Source organism: Mycolicibacterium aichiense, from assembly GCF_010726245.1.
In the GTDB taxonomy this organism is placed as follows: domain Bacteria; phylum Actinomycetota; class Actinomycetes; order Mycobacteriales; family Mycobacteriaceae; genus Mycobacterium; species Mycobacterium aichiense.
In genome coordinates this window covers 224672-243449 of the sequence record NZ_AP022561.1, presented here as the reverse complement: position 1 = coordinate 243449, position 18778 = coordinate 224672, and the positions used below count along the sequence as shown (strand labels likewise).

Annotated in this window: 12 protein-coding genes; 4 read left to right on the top strand and 8 right to left on the bottom strand. The window is 66.7% G+C overall.

Features of this window, described 5'->3' with window-relative positions; translation table 11 throughout:
* Positions 1 to 4: 4 nt before the first annotated feature.
* Positions 5 to 1504, top strand: a complete 1500-nt coding sequence (locus G6N32_RS01085; RefSeq protein ID WP_115317733.1) for an APC family permease — start codon at positions 5 to 7, stop codon at positions 1502 to 1504.
* Here the strand turns inward: G6N32_RS01085 and G6N32_RS01080 are convergent.
* Entirely contained in the window at positions 1501 to 1869 is a 369-nt protein-coding gene (locus G6N32_RS01080; RefSeq protein ID WP_147291962.1) for a hypothetical protein, read from the bottom strand. The genes G6N32_RS01085 and G6N32_RS01080 overlap by 4 nt on opposite strands.
* Before the next feature lie 272 nt (positions 1870 to 2141).
* Between G6N32_RS01080 and G6N32_RS01075 the strand changes: the two genes are divergently transcribed.
* A complete protein-coding gene (locus G6N32_RS01075; RefSeq protein WP_115318914.1) occupies positions 2142 to 2489 on the top strand; it encodes a hypothetical protein in 348 nt (115 codons plus the stop codon).
* A 31-nt stretch (positions 2490 to 2520) separates the two neighbouring features.
* Here G6N32_RS01075 and G6N32_RS01070 read toward each other — a convergent pair whose 3' ends face one another.
* Complete coding sequence (locus G6N32_RS01070; RefSeq protein ID WP_115317735.1) at positions 2521 to 3783, bottom strand: serine/threonine-protein kinase; 1263 nt, start codon at positions 3781 to 3783, stop codon at positions 2521 to 2523.
* 56 nt (positions 3784 to 3839) lie between these two features.
* Positions 3840 to 4607 (bottom strand): SCO6745 family protein, encoded by a 768-nt coding sequence (locus G6N32_RS01065; protein WP_115317736.1) that lies wholly within the window; start codon positions 4605 to 4607, stop codon positions 3840 to 3842.
* A 111-nt stretch (positions 4608 to 4718) separates the two neighbouring features.
* Between G6N32_RS01065 and G6N32_RS01060 the strand changes: the two genes are divergently transcribed.
* Both G6N32_RS01060 and G6N32_RS01055 read left to right on the top strand, forming a co-directional pair.
* Positions 4719 to 5027: an SDR family NAD(P)-dependent oxidoreductase gene (locus G6N32_RS01060; RefSeq protein WP_115317737.1), complete on the top strand. Its 309-nt coding sequence runs from the start codon at positions 4719 to 4721 to the stop codon at positions 5025 to 5027.
* Positions 4994 to 6274, top strand: a complete 1281-nt coding sequence (locus G6N32_RS01055; RefSeq protein ID WP_115317738.1) for a glycoside hydrolase family 27 protein — start codon at positions 4994 to 4996, stop codon at positions 6272 to 6274. Before G6N32_RS01060 ends, G6N32_RS01055 begins: the two co-directional genes overlap by 34 nt.
* Here G6N32_RS01055 and G6N32_RS01050 read toward each other — a convergent pair.
* The 5 genes from G6N32_RS01050 to culp6 all read right to left on the bottom strand — a co-directional run bounded on the left by G6N32_RS01050 (position 6271) and on the right by culp6 (position 18776).
* Positions 6271 to 8514 carry a molybdopterin-dependent oxidoreductase gene (locus G6N32_RS01050; protein ID WP_115317739.1) on the bottom strand — a complete coding sequence of 748 codons (2244 nt, stop codon included), beginning with the start codon at positions 8512 to 8514 and terminating at the stop codon, positions 6271 to 6273. The two genes, G6N32_RS01055 and G6N32_RS01050, sit on opposite strands and share 4 nt — an antisense overlap.
* A gap of 124 nt (positions 8515 to 8638) precedes the next feature.
* Positions 8639 to 10213, bottom strand: coding sequence for an acyl-CoA carboxylase subunit beta (locus G6N32_RS01045; protein ID WP_115317740.1), 1575 nt, complete (start codon positions 10211 to 10213; stop codon positions 8639 to 8641).
* The gene (gene pks13 / locus G6N32_RS01040; protein WP_163789070.1) at positions 10213 to 15528 is read right to left on the bottom strand and encodes a polyketide synthase Pks13; all 5316 of its coding nucleotides are present in this window, start codon (positions 15526 to 15528) and stop codon (positions 10213 to 10215) included. Before pks13 ends, G6N32_RS01045 begins: the two co-directional genes overlap by 1 nt.
* Positions 15529 to 15590: 62 nt before the next feature.
* The gene (fadD32, locus tag G6N32_RS01035) at positions 15591 to 17483 is read right to left on the bottom strand and encodes a long-chain-fatty-acid--AMP ligase FadD32 (RefSeq protein ID WP_115317742.1); all 1893 of its coding nucleotides are present in this window, start codon (positions 17481 to 17483) and stop codon (positions 15591 to 15593) included.
* Positions 17484 to 17762: 279 nt separating this feature from the next.
* Positions 17763 to 18776 carry a carboxylesterase Culp6 gene (culp6, locus tag G6N32_RS01030; RefSeq protein ID WP_115317743.1) on the bottom strand — a complete coding sequence of 338 codons (1014 nt, stop codon included), beginning with the start codon at positions 18774 to 18776 and terminating at the stop codon, positions 17763 to 17765.
* Between the last annotated feature and the right edge of the window lie 2 nt (positions 18777 to 18778).

Genomic DNA, 18778 nt, shown 5'->3' with positions numbered 1-18778 from the left:
GCTGATGGCCGAAGACGCAGCAATCGTCGATCCGTTGATGCACGGCCTGCGCTCCAAAGGCCTCAAGAAGGGATCCGTCTCCCTCGTGGGAGCGGTCGCCATCGGTCTGGCGGCCACCGCTCCGGCCTATTCGCTGACCGGTGCACTCGGGCACGGCGCGGAGGAATCGGGCTATCAGCTCCCCATCGTCTTCATCATCGCCGTGATCCCGATGTACTTCGTCGCACTGGCCTACAAGCACCTCACCGACGCCGCACCGGATGCCGGCACCGTGTTCACCTGGGGCTCCAAGGCGATCGCCCCGCACATCGGCTGGATGGGCGGTTTCGCGCTGGTGCTGTCGTCGATCCTGGCCGGTGTCGGCGCCGCCGGGATCCTGACCAACGCCGCCGCGGTGCTGGTGGGCATGGACTCCTCGCCGGTGTGGTTCGACATCATCGTCGCCACGGGATTCATCCTGCTGACAACGTGGCTGGTGGCCCGCGGTGCCGAAGAATCATCCCGCACCACCCTGATCCTGACGATCATCCAGTATGGCGGGCTGCTGCTGTTCGCGATCATCATGATCATCCCGGTATTCCGCGGTGGGCAGAGCGCAAGCGCTGAGTCGTTCTCCTGGGAGTGGTTCAACCCGTTCGCAATTCACGACTTCAGCGGTCTACTGGGCGGCTTCCTGGTGGCTATCTTCATCTTCTGGGGTTTCGACGCCTCACTGGCGATGTCCGAGGAAACCTCCGGAACGTCGGCCGACGCCGGTCGCAGCGGCGTCACCGCGATCCTGATCACGGTTGCCACCTACGTGATCTTCTCCGTCGCGGCGCTGGCGTTCGCCGGTATCGACCCGAACAGTGACACGAGCCTGACTCACGAGGGCAACGTCGACGACGTGTTCACCACGCTGGCCACCCAGTCCATCGGCGAACGCGGCGCGATGCTGGCAGCGCTGGTGGTCGGGTTGTCCGCGTTCTCGGCGACGATGTCCACCGTGATGCCGACGGCTCGCGGGCTGTTGTCGATGGCGACCTACCGGGCGTTGCCGGACCGGTTCGCCTCGGTGAGCGAAGCGAGCTCGACGCCCAAGTACGCGACCTGGGTGATCGGCGTGACCAGCCTGGTGATCTATTGCGTGCTGGATGTGGTCAGCGACAGCGTGGTGTCGGATTCGGTTTACAGCGTGGGCATCGCGATCATGACGTACTACTCCGTGGTGGCGATCTCCTCGGTGGTGTACTTCTGGCGCACCGCTTTTCGTTCGTGGCGCACGGCGATGGGGCAGGTGATCCTGCCCGGCATCGGTGCGTTGATCCTGATCCCGGTGGGCGTCGTCGAGGCGTACCTGATGGCCGATCCGAGCACAGGTTCGGGCGGTTCCCTGCTGGGCATCGGCACCGCGTTCGTCGTCGGCGTGCTCAGCCTGGCGTTCGGTGTGGTGCTGATGATCCTGTGGAACCTCAAGGCTCCGGCCTTCTTCCGCGGCCAGACGCTGCCCAGAGAACGCAGTTAGCCGCCGTTGCGGTTGCCGAAGCCATTCGGCCCGAACGGCCGGTTCGGCGCCACCGTGACGGTCTGGGTAGCGGTGGCGATCGAGGTGGCCACGGATGTCTCAGTCTGCGTTGCCGTTTCGGTATTGGTCACGGTCTGCGGGTCTTGAGTCGCGGTGACGGTCTGCGGCGCCTGGGTCTCGACGACGGTCTGCTGCGGTTGCGCTCCGCCCCCTGAGCCGGAGTTGTACTGATGATGCGTCGCAGGAGCGGCGGTGGTCGTCGTCGTGGTCGGTGTCGACGTGACGGTGACGGTTGTCGGTCCCGTGGTGGCCTTTGATCCGCAGCCGACCGCACCCATGACCACCACGGCGCAAACGGATGCCATCAGAAGCACTGACCGGATTCCTGTGTTCACAGCTGACATGTCTAACTATTTACGTGCGCAAAAGCCATGCGCCACAACGCCGAAAGTTCGTAGAGTCGGCTGGCAACAAACTCGCGAACACCTGGATGTTTAGCAAAGTCACTGATACCAGACCGTTTTCGATACGTTATGACTCCCTCAGCGCGCGCCAATTCGTGTCACAGCTGGCACAAATCCCCGGTCCATAACGTCGTCACCGCAAGCGAAACTCGAGCAACGAAACGGATATGACGATGAATCTCAGACGATTGGTCTACACCTCGACCGCGGCGGTCGGCATCGGTGCGGCAGGACTGTTCGGGCTCGGTATCGGAACCGCGAGCGCCGATCCCGGCCAGTGCGGCGGCCCCGGTCCGCAGAACTGCCAGGGCCCCAACAATGGGTGGAACAATGGACCCGACCAGAACAACGGGCCCGGCAACCAGAACAACGGTCCGGGCGACTGGCAGCATCGCAACGTCGATCAGGCTCGTCAAGACCACCAGCCGTTCAACTGGAACGGCCAGTGGGTCCAGCCGATGCCGGCCGGCAACGGGGCAGGCTGGGGCTTCTGGTTCCTGGGGCAGTGGATTCCGCTGTAATCCGCCGTGCGGGTGGAGTCGGCCGGCGGCGCTAGCCTGAGCCGCCGGTCGCCAGTTTCTCGGGCTGCAGCGACCACACGATCGGATCGGCGCCGGCAGCCGCGTGCGCGCAGTAGGCAGGCGCGCCCTTCTCGCTGACCGCGGCTGCGCCGAGGACAGCACAGTTCGCGCCGATCACCACGACCGGCAGATCCATCCGACTCGAGACCGCAGGCGGTGGCGCCGGGGTGTGTGCGGTCGTGGTGGTGTTCACACCGCGGTGACCGAGCAGGAGCGAAAGGCCCGCGGCCGCACCGGCGATGATCACCACCGCACCCAGGATCGCCGGGATCAGCAGCCGCCGGCGTGACGGGCCGGACTCCGGCCTGGCGTGGCGACCCGCACCAGCCCTCACCGAAGCACCGGGCACCGGTGCCGAACTCGTCACGTCGGTCGCACCGGTCTGCCGTTCGGCGGTGCCGATGCCCTGCTGCAGCGCTCGCGCGAAGTCGATGCAGCGGGTGTAGCGCTTGCCGGCATCCTTGGCCAGCGCCTTGGCGAAAACCGGGCTCAGGCAGGCGAGTTCGGGCCTCTTGTTGCCGATGGCGGGCGGATCGGAGCTCAGATGCTGGCTGATCACGATCGCCGGATTGGTGTGTTGGAACGGCGGCATGCCGGTCAGCAGGTGGTATGCCGTCGCGGCCAGCGCGTACTGATCGGCATGACCGTCGATCTGTTCGCCCTTGAGTTGTTCAGGGGCGGCGTAGGCGACGGTTCCGACGGTCATATTGGTTCCGGTCAGATCGCTCGACTGACCCATCCAACGGGCAATTCCGAAGTCTGCGAGCATCACTCGCTCGTCACCCGTGCCGGGAAGACCCAAAAGGATGTTGGCGGGTTTGACGTCGCGGTGGAGCAGTCCGCGACTGTGCGCGTAGTCCAGGGCTTCGGCGACCCCGGTGATGATCCGCACCACCTCGGCCGGTGGCATCCCGTACGGGTAACGCTCGGCGAGCAGCCGGGAGGCGTCGGTGCCGTCGATGTACTCCATCGCGATCCACAGCTTGTCGTCGAACTCGCCGCGGTCGTAGATCGTCACGATGTGCCGGTTCGACAGCGTGGCCACCATGTCGGCTTCGAGGTTGAACCGCTTGCGGTATTCGTCGTCGGCGCTGACCGCGGAACCGAGCACCTTGAGTGCGTCGTGCCGGGGCAGCCGGGGGTGCTGGACGAGGTACACCTCGCCCATCCCTCCGGCGCCCAGTGTCCGCAGGATGGTGTAACCCGCGACGATCTGGCCGTCAGCTAACGGCATTGGGGCATCTTAAGGGGTGTCTGGGTCCGCCATCGAACCAACGCAGCAAACCGGTGTCAGGCGCCGACGGGGGCCGGTGCGCTGGCCTTCAACGTCGCCAGCGCGGCCACGCTCAACCGGGCCAGCTCGTCGGCCTCGGCCGCCGTCAGCGCCGACTCGTAGATCTGCGCCATCCGACGGTTTGTGAGGTCCTCGACCTGGTCGTAGACGTCTTCCTTGCCGGCAGCGTCGACGTACGGCGGCTGCCAGCCCATGAACGCGGCGTAGTCCGTGCCGTGATTGAGGATGTGCGCCTCGACGGGGCTCAGCCCGGAGATCGTCAGGGCGTTGAAGTGCACGGCGGCACGCAGTTCCCGTAGCACCATCATCACCTGGAGGGCGCGTGCGGGAGCGTCGTCGGCCAGCGGCATGGCCCGCCAGCCCGCATACAGCGGCAGGCCGGGTTCGGGGGCGCCGGCGATGACCTTCTCCCCCAGCTCGGCGACGCGGTCCAGCCCCTCGGCCCCGGCGAGGTAGGTCCTGCCGAACTCGGCGAGCTGATCCCAGTAGAGCCGGCAACTTTCCGACGCGGGGTGCACCGCGACGCCGTTCTCCCAGCACGACCGCGCAAGGTTCGGTTCGAAGACGGCGAACACCGCGGTGACCGTGGTGCCGGTGGCGTCGCCGAGGACGCCGCCGCGGCCGGCGAAGTACGCGGCGAACGGGTCCGGATAGCCGGCCGCGAGACTCTTTTCGAAGGTGTCCGGGTTGAGCATGAACACGCTGATGGCCTCGCCGATGGCCGCCCCGGCGGTCCGGATCGATTCGACGTCGATATCGCTCATTCGCCGGAGTGTACGGAGGTGAGGTGGTACACGGTGTCGGATCATGCTTCGCAGCAGAAATTCCCAGCAGCGACAAAGCCGTCACTCACGTCCGGACCGTTGGATGGGGGCATGGCATTTCCAGCGAAAACCAAGGACAGCCCCTTCGTTCTGGTCCTCGACGCCGGAACGGACCGCGGATATCGGCTGGCCCGAGCACTGCTGGCGGCCGGCAACCGCGTGGTGGCCGTCGACCGGAACGCGGCAGGCCTGGTGCGAATCGGCCACGGCCACAGCAGCGCTCGGTTGCTGTTGATCGCCGCCGACACCACCGACCCGGCGCAGGCCGAACAGGTGATGACCCGGGCACACGCTCACTTCGGGGAAGCACCTCCTACCCTTGCGCTATGCGCCGACTACCGACGCTCCTCGGCTGCCTAGTTCTGCTGGCTGCGGGCGTCGCGGCCTGCGGCCGGCCGCCTGCCCGGCCTGCACCAGCGGCCCTCATCCCGCCGATGGGGTGGAACTCGTGGAACTCCGGCATCCCGTTGTCCGAGCGCACCGTGGACGAGACCGTCGACGCGATGGTGTCCTCCGGGATGCGCGACGCCGGGTACCGCTATGTGAATCTCGATGCCGGCTGGGCGGCCGGGACCCGTGACAGTGCCGGCGATCTGCGGGCCGACCCGAGCCGGTTTCCCGGTGGCATCCCGGCTGTGGCGCAGTACGTCCACGCCCACGGGATGCTGTTGGGCCTGTACGCCAGCCCCAGCTACGAGCTGTGCGGACTCGGCGCAGCGAACGCCAGCAGGGGCCACGAAGCGGCCGACGCGGCCACGTTCGCGCGGTGGGGTGTGGACTACCTGAAATACGACTGGTGCAGTACCGACCAGAACCGATCGGATCAGGAAAGCGCGTTCACCGCCATGCGGGATGCGCTGCAGCGCAGTGGAAGACAGATCTTGTACAGCATCAACCCGAACACCTCAGGTGACCCGTCCGCCGGCTCCGACTACGACTGGTCGGGAATCGCCGACATGTCGCGCACCACGATCGACCTGGTTCCGGTGTGGCACAGCCAGACCGGGACGGCCGGCCCGGTATTCGGGGTCACCGAGCAGGTCGACGCCGACGTCCCGCTGGCCACCCGCAGCCGGCCCGGCTACTTCAACGACCCGGACATGTTGGTGGCCGGCATCTCCTGGCCGGACTTCGTCGCCGACCATCAGGGGATGGTCGAGACCTTGGCTGGCGAGCACGGCCCGAGTATGACCCTCGACGAGCAGCGCACCCACGTCTCGCTGTGGGCGATGATGGCGGCACCGCTGTTGGCCGGCAACGACATTCGCACCATGTCCGGGCAGACCCGCGAGCTGCTGATCAATCCCGACATCATCGCGGTCGACCAGGACCGGCTCGTCAGGCAGGGCCGCCCCCTCGCCGGGGACCGGCGGATCATGGTCAAGCCGCTGGCCGGGGGCGCGGTCGCGATCTCGATGACCAACCCGGATTCACAGCCCGCAACGATTGTCACCACCGCAGCCGCCGTGGGCCTGCCCCGCACCCCGTGTTACCGGGTTCGCGATCTGTGGACCCACGCCGTCAGCAGCACCCCGAGTGACCTTGCGGGCGAGGCGATTCCATCGCACGCGACGGTAGTGTTGCGGGTCGAGCCGAACTGCGGCTAACCGGCCGGGGCAGCGGCGACGGTCACCGGGATCCCGTTCAGCGCACCGTTGCCCGACGGTTCGTCGAGGAATGTCGGTGGCGACAGGATGTTGGTGTTGACCCCGGGTGACCCGTTGGCCACCGACATCCGTGTCCCGGGTTTGCCGTGGCCCCAGCCGTGCGGCATCGACACCACACCGGGCTTGATGGCGTCGGTCACCTCCACCGGCACCTCGATGCGTCCAGCCGAGGACTGAACGGACACCGTCTGCCCGGCGGCGACACCGCGGCGAGCGGCGTCATCGGGATGCATCAGCAGGGTGCAGCGGTCACGGCCCCTCATCAAGGCCGAAACATTGTGCAGCCACGAGTTGTTCGACCTCAGATGGCGCCGGCTCACCAGCACCAGCTCGTCGGGCTCGCGATCGAGACGCCGGCCCAGTCGCGGGATGTCGTCGAGCAGATACTGCGGGGCCAGACGGATCTTCTTGTCGGAGGTGTTGAGGATCTCGGGTACCTGGGACACCATCGGTCCGAAGTTGATCCCGTTGGGCTGCTCCTTGAGCTTCGCCAGGCTCAGCCCATCCGGATTCTCGCCGTAGCGGTCACCGAATGGTCCGGTACGCAGAGTCAGATCGAGAATGCGTTCCGGCCCGCCGTGCGTGTAGTGGCTGCGCACCTGCCCGCCGTCGAGTCCCTGAGTGAAACACAGATAGTCGAAGAACCCGTCGTCGATCGCGGCGACGTCGACCTCTTCGGCGGGCGTACCCGCGCACAGGCCGGTGAGCCGCACCAAGATCTCCCACTCCTCCGGGCGGTCGGGATCCTCGGGGGTGAACACCGGCGCCGAGTAGTTGGCGATGCTGTTGATCGCGAACGCCAGGATCAGGTCGTCGTGATGCGGCTGCTCCAGCGGCGACAGGCCGGGCAGGATGACATCGGCGTGACGAGTGGTTTCGTTGAGCCACAAGTCAACCGCGATCATCGCGTCGAGGCCGGGCAACAGCTCGTCGAGGCGATGCCCTTGCGGCGTCGACAGCACCGGGTTGCCCGCCACCGTGATCAGCGCGCGAATCCGCCCCTCCCCTGGTGTTTCGATCTCCTCCGCCAGGCACGAGACCGGCACCTGGCCGAGTACCTCCTTGGCGCCGCGAACCCGGGTCTGCCAGCGGCCGAACTCGGCCAGCCCACCCTCCAGACCGGGCTGCGGTTGGGCGGTGACAGTCCACACCGCGGGCCGGGGGAACATGGCACCGCCCTCGGTGTCGAAGTGGCCGGTGAGAATGTTGACGACGTCGACCAGCCAGCTGGCCAGGCTCCCGAACTCTTGATTGCACAACCCGATTCGCCCGTACACCACGGCTCGTTCGGTACCCGCCAGTTGGCGGGCGAGGTCTTTGATGCGGTCCGCGTCGATACCCGTCACCGGGGCAACCCGCTCCGGTGACCAGTCGGCCGCGGCCGCCCGCAGGGTATCGACGCCGTCGACGTGGTCGGCCAGGCGGCCCATGCGGACCAGGTCTTCGTCGAACAAGGTGTGCACGACGGCGAGCAGCAGTGCAGCGTCGGTGCCCGGGGTGATCGGTAGCCATTCGTTCGCCTTCGCCGCGGTCGCGGTGCGCACGGGGTCGATGACGATCACATTGTCGATGCGGCCGAGGATGCCCATCACATCGGGGGCGGCCAGCAGCGAGCCCTGTGAGGCCGCCGGATTCGCGCCCATCACCACCAGCAGGTCGGTGCGTTCGATGTCGGGAACCGGGAATCCCCACCAGTTGCCGTACATCAGATGCGACGAGAGGTTCTTCGGCCACTGGTCGACGGTGCCCGGTGAGTAGCTGACGGGGATTCCAGACATGCCCAGCAGGACGCCGGTGTAGCGGCCCAGCGAGAAAGAGTGCGCCAGCGGATTGCCGGTGTAGCAGGTGACCGCGCCGATGCCATGCTCGGCGATCACCGGGGTCAGCAGTTCGGTGCAGCGCCGGAAGGCGGCATCCCAGCTGACCTCCTGCCACTGCCCGTCGACCTTGACCATCGGCTTACGGATCCGGTCGGGGTCTTCGTGGATAGCGCCCAGCGATGCGCCCTTCGGGCACAGGTGCCCTCGGCTCCAGACGTCGTCGGAGTTCCCGCGGATGCTGGCGACGCGGCCGTCGGAGACCTGAATCTCCAAGCCGCACATGGCCTCACACAACGGGCAGGTGTAGAGGTGGCGGCCGTCTTGGCCGGTGGCGGCCAACTCGATCTTCTCGGTGGTCACCGACCAACGGTAAGGCGGCCGGCCTCGCGATCACCGACGTTTCGTCAACTTTGCCATCAGCCGGCGTCCGCGCGGGCGAATTACACAGGTGTGAGTAAACCCTGGGGATAACCCCGGCGGCGCATTAGATCGGGATCAGACCATGCTTGCGCTGCACGCGCAGGATCTGCTTGTCCCGCAGGATCCGCATGGCGCCGCGCAGTTGCAGGCGAGTCAGGTGCGGCTCGATCACCGCGTCGACATAACCGCGTTCGGCCGCCACGTACGGGGTGGCCATGTCCCGGTTGTACCCCTCGATGAACTGGCGCCTGATCTCCTGCACTTCAGGGGCGGTGGGGTCGGGGAACCGCTTGACGATCAGCTGGGCCGCACCCTCGGCGCCGATCACGGCGATGCGCGCAGTCGGCCACAGGAAGTTGAAGTCGGCCGTGAGCTGCTTGGACCCCATCACCGCGTATGCGCCGCCGTAGGACTTGCGGATGGTGATGGTCACCTTCGGCACGTCGGCCTCGACGACGGAGTAGAGGAACCGGCCGCCGCGCTTGATGATGCCGTTCTTCTCCTGCTCGACACCGGGCAGGAAGCCCGGGGTGTCGACGACGAAGACCAGAGGCGTGTTGAACGCATCGCAGAACCGCACGAAGCGGGCGGCCTTGTCGGAGGCCTCGTTGTCGATGGCGCCGGACATGTGCATCGGCTGGTTGGCGATCACCCCGACCGGGCGACCGTCGACGCGAGCGAAGCCGGTGATGATCGCCTGGCCGGCTTGCGAGGCGACCTCGAGGAAATCCCCGTCGTCGAAGATCCGCAGCAGGATCTCGTGCATGTCGTAGGCGGTGTTGTCCGCGTCCGGCACGAGGGTGTCGAGTTCCAGATCGTGCGGAGTGATCTCCGGCTCCAGACCGGGATTGATCACCGGGGCATCGTCAAACGTGTTGGAGGGCAAGAACTGCAAGTAATCGCGGACGTAGGTGAAGGCGTCCTTCTCCGAGTCGACGACCTGATGGATGTTGCCGTACTTGGCCTGGGCGTCGGCGCCGCCGAGTTCGTCGAGGGTGACATCCTCACCGGTGACATCCTTGATGACGTCCGGCCCGGTGACGAACATGTAGCCCTGGTCGCGTACAGCCACGATGAGGTCGGTCTGGATCGGCGAGTACACGGCACCGCCTGCGCACTTACCCAGGATGATCGAGATCTGCGGAACCAGGCCGCTGAGCAGCTCGTGGCGACGGCCGAGCTCGGCGTACCAGGCCAACGACGTGGCCAGGTCCTGGATGCGGGCGCCACCGGAGTCGTTGATACCGATGATCGGGCAGCCGACCATCGCCACCCACTCCATCAGGCGGGAAACCTTGCGGCCGAACATCTCTCCCACCGAGCCACCGAACACGGTGTAGTCGTGGCTGAACACACCGACCGGACGGCCGTTGATGGTGCCGTGCCCGGTGACCACACCGTCGCCGTACAACGCGTTCGGATCACCTGGCGTGCGTGCCAGCGCGCCGATCTCCAGGAAGCTGCCCGGATCGAGCAGCTCATGGATTCGCGCACGCGGACTGGGGATTCCGCGTTTGTCGCGCTTCGCGGCGACCGCCTCTCCGCCCGGTTCCTTGGCAAGCTCCAGCTTTTCGCGGAGTTCGGCGAGCTTTTCGGCAGTTGTTACCGGGTGGTGGGTGGGAGAGCTCTCAGTAGTCACTAGTCCTGCTTCTCCTCGGCGTCGATACGGTTGATCGCTTCGCTCATATGGGCCCCGACCTTGGCGATGTACGGCTCGTCGATCGCCTGGATGTGCTCGCCTCCGATGGGCACGACCTCCAAGTCGTCGACGAATTCGCCCCAGCCGCCGTCAGGTTGGCGGACGGCGTAGCGCGGCTCGAACATGATCGCGTCGTCGTGATAGCGGTCCGCCATGTAGAGCGTGACATGTCCGTCGTAGGGCTCGATATGGGCGGTGTCCAGGGCCCGGTTGTCCAGGTATGACGTCCGCTGGTGCTCGATGATGCCGCCCGGGATGTCGACCCCGGCCTCTTTGACGGCGTCCAGGACGAACCGCACCTGACCTTCGTCATCGAGTTGCTCGAGCTGCTCGTACGGGATTTCGGGGATCTCGACGTTGAAGGTCCGCGAGGCGAATACCGCGTAGCGGTCCCAGCGGGCCCGGATCTCCTCCTTGGTCTGCGGCACCTCCTCGCCGGCGCGCACCGTGTCGATCAGCCCGACGAAGCGGACGTCGCAGCCGTTGCGCTTGAGGCCGACCGCGCACGCGTAGGCCAGCGCCCCGCCCAGCGACCAGCCGGTGAGGATGTAGGGGCCCTTGCCATTGATTTCCATCAGCTTGGGCACGTACTCGGCGGCGCGCTCCTCGATGGAGCCCTCGACACGTTCCAGACCGTAGACCGGGGTGTCGGCGGGCAGCCGCTTGAGCAGCGGTTCGTAGACGACGGTTGATCCGCCGGCCGGGTGGAAGACGAACACCGGGACGTGCGCGCTTCCCTCTTTCGGCGCTCGCAGGGTACGCACGAACCCGTCGACCACACCGTCTTCGAGCTGAGCCCGCACGATGGTGGCCAGTGCCTCAATCGTCTTGGCGGACTTCACATCGTCGACGCTGATCGTGCCCTCGGCGCGCTCGGAGAGCCGGTCGGCCAGCTTGGTGGCGGTCTCGTCGGTGACAGCGGGCAGCTCGTTGAAGATGCCGCCCGGCGACTTGCCGGTGACGATCGCCCACGTCGCGAACGTCACGCGCTCGGCGGCATCGCGCGGCGGCACGTCGGCTCCGAGGGCTTCGGTGACAGCCTCCTGGGTCAAGACCTTGGCAGCCGCTGCGGCAGCAGTGGACTTCGCGCCCGGGCCGGCCGGATCTGTCGGCGGCGCTGGGATATTCGGCTCGCCCTGCGCCTCGGCATCGGTCGCGATCGGGCGACCCGCCTCGGCGAGCTTGGCCTCGAGTTCGGCGACGGTGCTGGCACCGCCCATCATCTCGGCCTGGGCGGCGGCGATCTCTTCGGCCGTCTTGCCCTTCTGGCTCTCGGCCAGTGCCTCGACCTCGTCGCGGTGCTCGACCGCATATTCGATGAGCTTCTCGACTGCGTAGAGATTGGCGTCGCGTACCGCCGTCAATTGAATCGGCGGCATATCGAAGTCGTACTCGACGCGGTTCTTGATCCGCACCGCCATCAGCGAATCCAGGCCCAGCTCGATCAGCGGGACCTCCCACGGCAGATCCTCGGGCTCGTAACCCATTGCGCCGCCGACGATCGCGCCGAGTCGCTGGCCGATGGTCTCACCCGAATCCGGCGACCACTTGGCAAAGCCGGCGGCCAGGCCGGCACCCGCAGTCAGGTTGTCCTGCAAGATTTCGGCGTCATCGTCCGGCTCGCCGGCAGGAACCTCGGTGGCCGGAGCGGTGACCGCGACACCGGTGGCGACCGCGGACGGCAGAGCCGACGCTGCGCCGCCCCGGGTGACCACGGCGTCGTAGACCAAGGTAAACGAAGACTCGGCCCCGTTATCCAACCGCGCGTGCACCTGCACCGAGGCGCCGCCCGGATGGCGGGTCAGCGTGGTGACCAGGCGGGCGCCGTCCCCAGGCACCGCGCGCTGCTCGGATGCCGTCAGCTTGGCGTCCGGAAGAACCTGTGCCGCCGCAGATTTCACAAGTGCAGCCAGGTCGGCCTGCCCCTTCGGCGAGTACTCCCAGACGTGCCGGCCGTCGGGGGTGGCCACATGGTTACCCGGCATCATCACCGAGCTGTCGCCAGTGAACTGTGCGTCCAGCCAGTACGGCTTGCGCTTGAACCGGGTCGGCGGGATGTCGGCGTACTTGGCCCCCTCCGACCCCGAATCAAAGAGAGTCCGGAAGTCGAGATCGTGCCCGTAGACGTAGAGCTGCGCCATCGCGGCCAGCATCGACTCGACCTCGTCCTGCTTGCGAGCCAGCGTCGCGATCAACTGACCGTCATGCAGTCCGGCGGCCGCGGTGGTCAGCCCAACCTGCATGAGCGCCACCGGGTTCGGCGCCAGCTCCAAGAACGTGGTGTGCCCGTTGTCGACGGCGTTGCGGATGCCGTGGGTGAAGTAGACGCTGTGCCGCAGCCCCTTCTTCCAGTACTCCACATCGTGGATCGGCTCGCCGCCCGGGCGGATGTAGCTGCCCTCGTGCACCGTGGAGAAGTATCCGGTGTGCAGCGGGTGCGCCTCGATGCCCTGGATCTCGGCGGACAACTCACCGAGCAACGGGTCCATCTGCTGAGTGTGGCTGGCGCCCTTGGTCTGCAGTTTGCGGGCGAACTTGCCTTCCGATTCCGCCCGGGCGATGATCGCGTCGATCTGGTCCGGCGGGCCGCCGATGACCGTCTGGGTGGGGGCGGCGTAGACGCACACCTCCAGGCCCGGGTAGTCGGAGAACACCGTCTTGATCTCATCGGCCGAGTACTCGACGAGCGCCATCAGCCGGATGTACTCACCGAACAGCATCGCCTCGCCTTCACCCATGAGGTGTGCGCGCGAGCAGATGGTGCGGGTGGCATCCGCCAGCGACAGACCACCGGCGAAATACGCGGCGGCCGCCTCACCGAGCGACTGCCCCACCACCGCACCGGGTTTGGCGCCGTGGTGCTTGAGCAGTTCACCGAGCGCGATCTGGATGGCGAAGATCACCGTCTGGACCACTTCGATGGGGTACTCACAGGTCTCGTTGGTGTAGTCGATCGCATCGTCGAGGATCAGCTCAACAACCGAGTAACCGCGTTCGTCCTGGATGTGTGCGTCGACCTTGTTGATCCACTCGGCGAACACAGGGTCGCGCAGATACAGTTCCTTGCCCATCTTGCGGTGCTGGGCACCGAATCCGGCCAGAACCCACACCGGACCGTTGGTCACCGGGCCGTCGGCGCTGTACACCAGCGGACTCTGCTTGCCGTCGGCAATCGCGCGCAGACCCTTGATCGCCTCGTCGTGGTCGTGCGCCATCACCACAGCCCGAGAACGGCCGTGATTGCGCCGCGATAGCGAGCGTCCAATTGACTCCAGCGATGACGCGCGGCCCGCCGGGCTGTCGATCCAGTCCGCCAGCTCGGCCGCCGCAGCGCGCTTTCGTGAGGTCAGGAATCCCGAAATAGCCAGCGGTACAACGGGAGCGGGCTTCTCCGACGCCTCCCACTCGGCGCGCGCGGCTTCGATCAGCTCCAGCGCCTCGTCGGTCAGACCGGGCAACTCCGGCTCGTCGTCGTACGCGACGGCCGAGGCGTACTCCTCGGCCACCTCGTCCTCGTCGACGAACTCGCCGTATTCGTCCATCCGGACCCCGCCGACGTAGACGGCATCGGCGTCGGCCGCGCCCTTCTCTTCGACCGGTGCGGATTCCTCCTGCGGGTCAACCAGATCCGACGGCAACACCTCGCGCACCACCAGGTGGGCGTTGGCGCCGCCGAAGCCGAATCCGGATACACCGGCGATTGCATGGCCGCTGTAGCGGGGCCAGTCGGTGACCTTGTCGACCACCCGCAGCCGGACTGTGTCGAAATCGATGTACGGGTTGGGTCCGGCGTAGTTGATCGACGGCGGAATCTTGTTGCGGCTCAACGACAATGCCACCTTGGCCAGGCTGGCCGCACCAGCGGCCGACTCCAGGTGACCGAGGTTGGACTTCACCGCACCCAACAGTGCAGGCTGGTCCGCGGAGCGGCCGCGACCGACGACGCGACCGAGCGCGTCGGCCTCCATCGGGTCGCCGAGAATCGTTCCGGTTCCGTGCGCCTCGATGTAATCCACGGTGCGCGGGTTGATTCCGGCGTCCTTGTAGGCCTTGCGAAGCACCTCCGCCTGCGCGTCCGGGTTGGGCGCAAGCATGCCGTTGGACCGGCCGTCGTGGTTGACCGCACTGCCTGCGATGATCGCGAGAATCTCGTCACCGTCGCGGCGGGCGTCGCTCACCCGCTTGAGCACCAGCATGCCGCCGCCCTCGGAGCGCGAATAGCCGTCGGCATCAGACGAGAACGACTTGATCCGGCCGTCGGGTGCGAGCACACCGCCGACCTCGTCGAAGCCGATAGTCGCCAGCGGGGTGATCATGGCGTTCACTCCGCCGACCAGCGCCACATCGGTCTCACCGGACCGCAGCGCCCGCACACCCTGATGGGTCGCGACCAGCGAACTCGAGCACGCGGTGTCCAAAGACATTGAGGGACCGCGGAAGTCGTAGAAGTAGGACACCCGGTTGGGGATGATCGAGCTTGTGGTGCCGGTGATCGCGTACGGGTGAGCGGTGGTCGGATCGGCCACGGCGAGGAACTGGTAGTCGTTGTTGGTCGAGCCGATGTACACACCGACGTTGGCGCCACGCAGGCTCGACGCGGGGATGCGGGCGTTCTCCAGCGCCTCCCAGGTGAGCTCGAGCGCCATCCGCTGCTGCGGGTCGATGTTGTCGGCTTCCATCTTCGACAGCGCGAAGAACTCGGCGTCGAAGCCCTTGATGTCGGTGAGGTAGCCACCGCGGGTGGCGGCCTTGGCAACCCGTTCGGCGATGCGCGGCTCGGCGAGGAACTCCGACCAGCGGCCCTCGGGCAAGTCGGTGATCGCGTCGCGGCCCTCGAGCAGCGCCTGCCACATTTCGCCCGGCGTGTTCAGGTCCCCGGGGAAGCGGGTGGCGACGCCGACGATCGCGATGTCCTCGACATCAGCGGTGCGCGACCAGTCCTCACCCTCGTCGTCGAACTCGACCTCGGGTTCACCCTCGATGATCACCGTGGCGAGCGACTCGATGGTCGGGTGGCGGAAGGCCACCGTCGCGGTCAGCGTCACACCGGTCAGATCCTCGATATCGCTGGCCATCGCGACCGCGTCCCGCGAGGACAGTCCCAACTCCACCATCGGGGTGGACTCGTCGACCGCGTCAGGCGCCTGCCCGGTTGTGTTGGCCACCCAGTTGCGCAGCCATTCGCGCATCTCCGGCACCGTCATGTCGGTGCGGGCGGGAGTATCGGGCGTTTCGGGCGTTTCTGATTCAGACATGGGGCCTCACCTCGTGCGAAGGGGTGAACTCCCCTTCATCGGTTGAGTCTTTCCTTCGTTCGTCATTCCGATTCGTCAGGGAAGGCATTGGCCACCTTCCCGCTGCGCAGAGTGCCGTCGAGGTACGCCGACCGGCAGGCTCGCCGGCCGATCTTGCCGCTGGAGGTACGCGGGATCGCACCCGCCGGAGTCAGCAGGACGTCGCGGACCGTGACGCCGTGGCGTACCGCGATGGCGGCGCGGATGTCGTCGGAGATCGGGCCCATCTCCATCTTGTGTGAACCCGGCGCGCGCTCCGCGACGATCACCAGTTGCTCGGAGCTGTCGTCGGCATTGCGCTTGAGCCCGGCGTGGGCGTTGTCGAACACCTCGTCCGGCAGCTGATTGGCCGGCACCGAGAACGCGGCGACGAAACCGGTCCGCACCGCCTTGGTGGCCTCCTGAGCGGAGTACTCGAGGTCCTGCGGGTAGTGATTGCGGCCGTCGATGATCACCAGGTCCTTGACGCGGCCGGTGATGTACAGGTCGCCGTCGTAGAACGCACCGAGGTCGCCGGTGCGCACCCAGGTCGCCTCGTCGGCGGCACCCTCCGCGTGCGACGGGCTGGTCCGAGACTTGAGGATGTTCTGGAACGTCGCGATGGTCTCGTCCGGTTTGTTCCAGTAGCCGGTGCCCATGTTCTGGCCGCTGATCCAGATCTCACCGATCTGTCCGTCGGCCAGCTCGGTGGCGGCGTCGTTGTCGACGATGACCGCCCACTCGGCGACGCCGATCTTGCCGGCCGAGGCCTGGGCCACCGCCTTGGGCGAGTCGTCGGGCACCACGACGAAGCGGCCCGCGTTCAGTTCGTCGCGATCGACCGAGACGATCTTCGGTTCCTCGGCCGCCGGGGTGGTCGACACGAACAGCGTGGCCTCGGCCAGGCCGTAGGACGGCTTGATGGCCTTGGGCTGGAAGCCGAATGGGCGGAATGCGTCGTTGAAGCGTTGGACGGTGGCGGCCGAGATCGGCTCGCTGCCGTTGAGGATCGCCTTGACGTGGGACAGGTCCAGCGGCTCTTCGTCGTCCTTCGGTACGCCACGTGCCGCGGCGTGGTCGAACGCGAAGTTCGGGGCCACGGAGATGGCCCCACCGGTGTCGCCTTCCCGGTAGGCGAGTTCGCGGATCCAGCGGCCCGGGCGACGGACGAAGGCCGCCGGCGTCATGAATGTGAAGTAGTGGCCGATCATCGCGGGCAGCAGCGCGGTCACCAGCCCCATGTCGTGGAAGAACGGCAGCCAGGACACACCGCGGTCGCCTTCCTCACCCTCGAGGGCCTCGATCACCTGCACGACATTGGTGGCCATGTTCAGGTGGGTGATCTGCACACCGCTGGGGATCCGGGTGGAACCCGAGGTGTACTGCAGGTAGGCGATGGTGTTCTCGTCGACCGCATCGAACGGCTCCCAGGTCGCGCCGACCTCGTCGGGGACAGCGTCCACGGCGATGACGCGGGGGCGTTCCTTGGCCGGGCGGCTTCGGAAGAACTTGCGCACACCTTCAGCGGAGTCGGTGGTGGTCAGGATCGCCGACGCGCCGCAGTCGTCCAGCACGGCGTGCAACCGGCCGACGTGGCCGGGCTCGGCCGGGTCGAACAGCGGGACGGCGATACGACCGGAGTACATGGTGCCGAAGAACGCGACCAGGTAGTCGAGGTTCTGCGGGCAGAGGATCGCGACGCGGTCGCCTGGTTGGGTGACCTGCTGCAGGCGGGCGGCGACGGCGCGATTCCGGGCGCCGAAGTCGGCCCAGGTCAGTTCGCGGACGACGCCGTCACGTTCGACGGAGAAATCGAGGAAACGGTAGGCGATCTTGTCACCGCGGACCTTGGCCCAGCGCTCCACGTGCTTGATCACACTGGCGCCCTCGGGGAAGGTGATCAGTCCGTTCTTGATGAACGGGTTGTGGAACGGCATACCAGTCTCCTGTCAGAACACATCTGTGTCGGGCCCTGCGGCGGCCGCGCATGACGTCGCGCCACCGTTCGCCCTGCGTCTAGGGCCCCAAACCTCACAGATCGTACCGATCCATCCCAGGTCCATCGGGGACCTCGGTGGCACTGTGGGCCGGCACCCTGTCGGCTCGGACGCGTGGACGTCCGGACCGACAGCTGACGCATGCAGCTCTTATTTTCTTCTTAATGTTAGGCGTAGTCGCGGCGGCGGCCAAATCCATCGGCCGACGAAGCTCCCACGTCATCCATGTTTTGGATGAGGCGCGTTCTCGATCAGATTGCGCGCCCAATCCAGTGTCCACTGCGTGGACGTTTGCCCGTCGAGGTTCCAGAACTGCGGCGTGTTGTAGAGCGCATGCACGGGTTGTCCGGCGCCGCCGGCCAATACATCGAGTGTGGTCGGCAGGTTCGTGATGTTGAACGCTTGCTGGGGCGCAGCGCAGATCAGGTCACCGGACGCGCAGATCTCATTGGTCCGGTTGTTCAGCGCGCCGAAGCCACCCGGCCGGGCCCCCGTCATGGTCAGGCCCATCGCGGACAACACCGGAACTTCCTGCAGCGTGATCTCGGCGCCTTCGCCAGGCGGGTTGGGGCCGATGTCCTGCCCGACGCCTGCCTGGCGACGGCCGTCGGCGATCAACGTCACACCCAGCACCAGATCTTCGTCGACCGGCCCCCGCCCGTTGCCGATATCGCTGGCGATGTCACCGCCGATCACCGCGCCCTGCGAGAAACCGGCGATGACGTAACTGGTCAGCGGGCAGCGGTTATTCATGTCCGTCATGGCCTTGACCGCGTTGCGGGTGCCTTCGGCGCGACTGTCGTTGTAGGACATCTGGTTGTCCTGCGACAGCGGATTGTGGAACTGCGCGGTGTAGGGAACGGTGTACACCTCGACGCGGTCGCGGCCGAACTGATCGGAGATCGGCGCCGTGACGTTGAGGATCAGCGACCGCGGGAACTGCGTCGGGTTCAGCGGATCGTCGGTCGGCGACGACTCCCAGGTGCCGGGGATCGCGATCATCTGAACGTCCGGACAGCTGGCGTCCTGGAATTCCGGCCGCGGCTTGTGCTGGCCGGGGGAACTGGTGGGCGGCAGCGCAGTCGGCGGCACCGCCGTCGGCGGCGCTTCGGGCCGGCGGGCGACGATGACGATGATCGCGACGATCAGGGCTACCGCGGCGGCCATGGCGCCTGCGGCGATGAGTCCGAGAATGCGGTGACGTCGGCGGTTGGTTCGGGAGTTTCGAGCCATTG

What these genes read in the sequence shown, in the direction of transcription:
- G6N32_RS01055 (WP_115317738.1), top strand. Translation starts at nt 4,994, where the DNA reads ATGCGCCGACTACCGACGCTCCTCGGCTGCCTAGTTCTGCTGGCTGCG.
- G6N32_RS01080 (WP_147291962.1), bottom strand. Translation starts at nt 1,869, where the DNA reads ATGGCATCCGTTTGCGCCGTGGTGGTCATGGGTGCGGTCGGCTGCGGA.
- G6N32_RS01075 (WP_115318914.1), top strand. Translation starts at nt 2,142, where the DNA reads ATGAATCTCAGACGATTGGTCTACACCTCGACCGCGGCGGTCGGCATC.
- G6N32_RS01060 (WP_115317737.1), top strand. Translation starts at nt 4,719, where the DNA reads ATGGCATTTCCAGCGAAAACCAAGGACAGCCCCTTCGTTCTGGTCCTC.
- pks13 (WP_163789070.1), bottom strand. Translation starts at nt 15,528, where the DNA reads ATGTCTGAATCAGAAACGCCCGAAACGCCCGATACTCCCGCCCGCACC.
- G6N32_RS01085 (WP_115317733.1), top strand. Translation starts at nt 5, where the DNA reads ATGGCCGAAGACGCAGCAATCGTCGATCCGTTGATGCACGGCCTGCGC.
- G6N32_RS01070 (WP_115317735.1), bottom strand. Translation starts at nt 3,783, where the DNA reads ATGCCGTTAGCTGACGGCCAGATCGTCGCGGGTTACACCATCCTGCGG.
- G6N32_RS01065 (WP_115317736.1), bottom strand. Translation starts at nt 4,607, where the DNA reads ATGAGCGATATCGACGTCGAATCGATCCGGACCGCCGGGGCGGCCATC.
- culp6 (WP_115317743.1), bottom strand. Translation starts at nt 18,776, where the DNA reads ATGGCTCGAAACTCCCGAACCAACCGCCGACGTCACCGCATTCTCGGA.
- fadD32 (WP_115317742.1), bottom strand. Translation starts at nt 17,483, where the DNA reads ATGCCGTTCCACAACCCGTTCATCAAGAACGGACTGATCACCTTCCCC.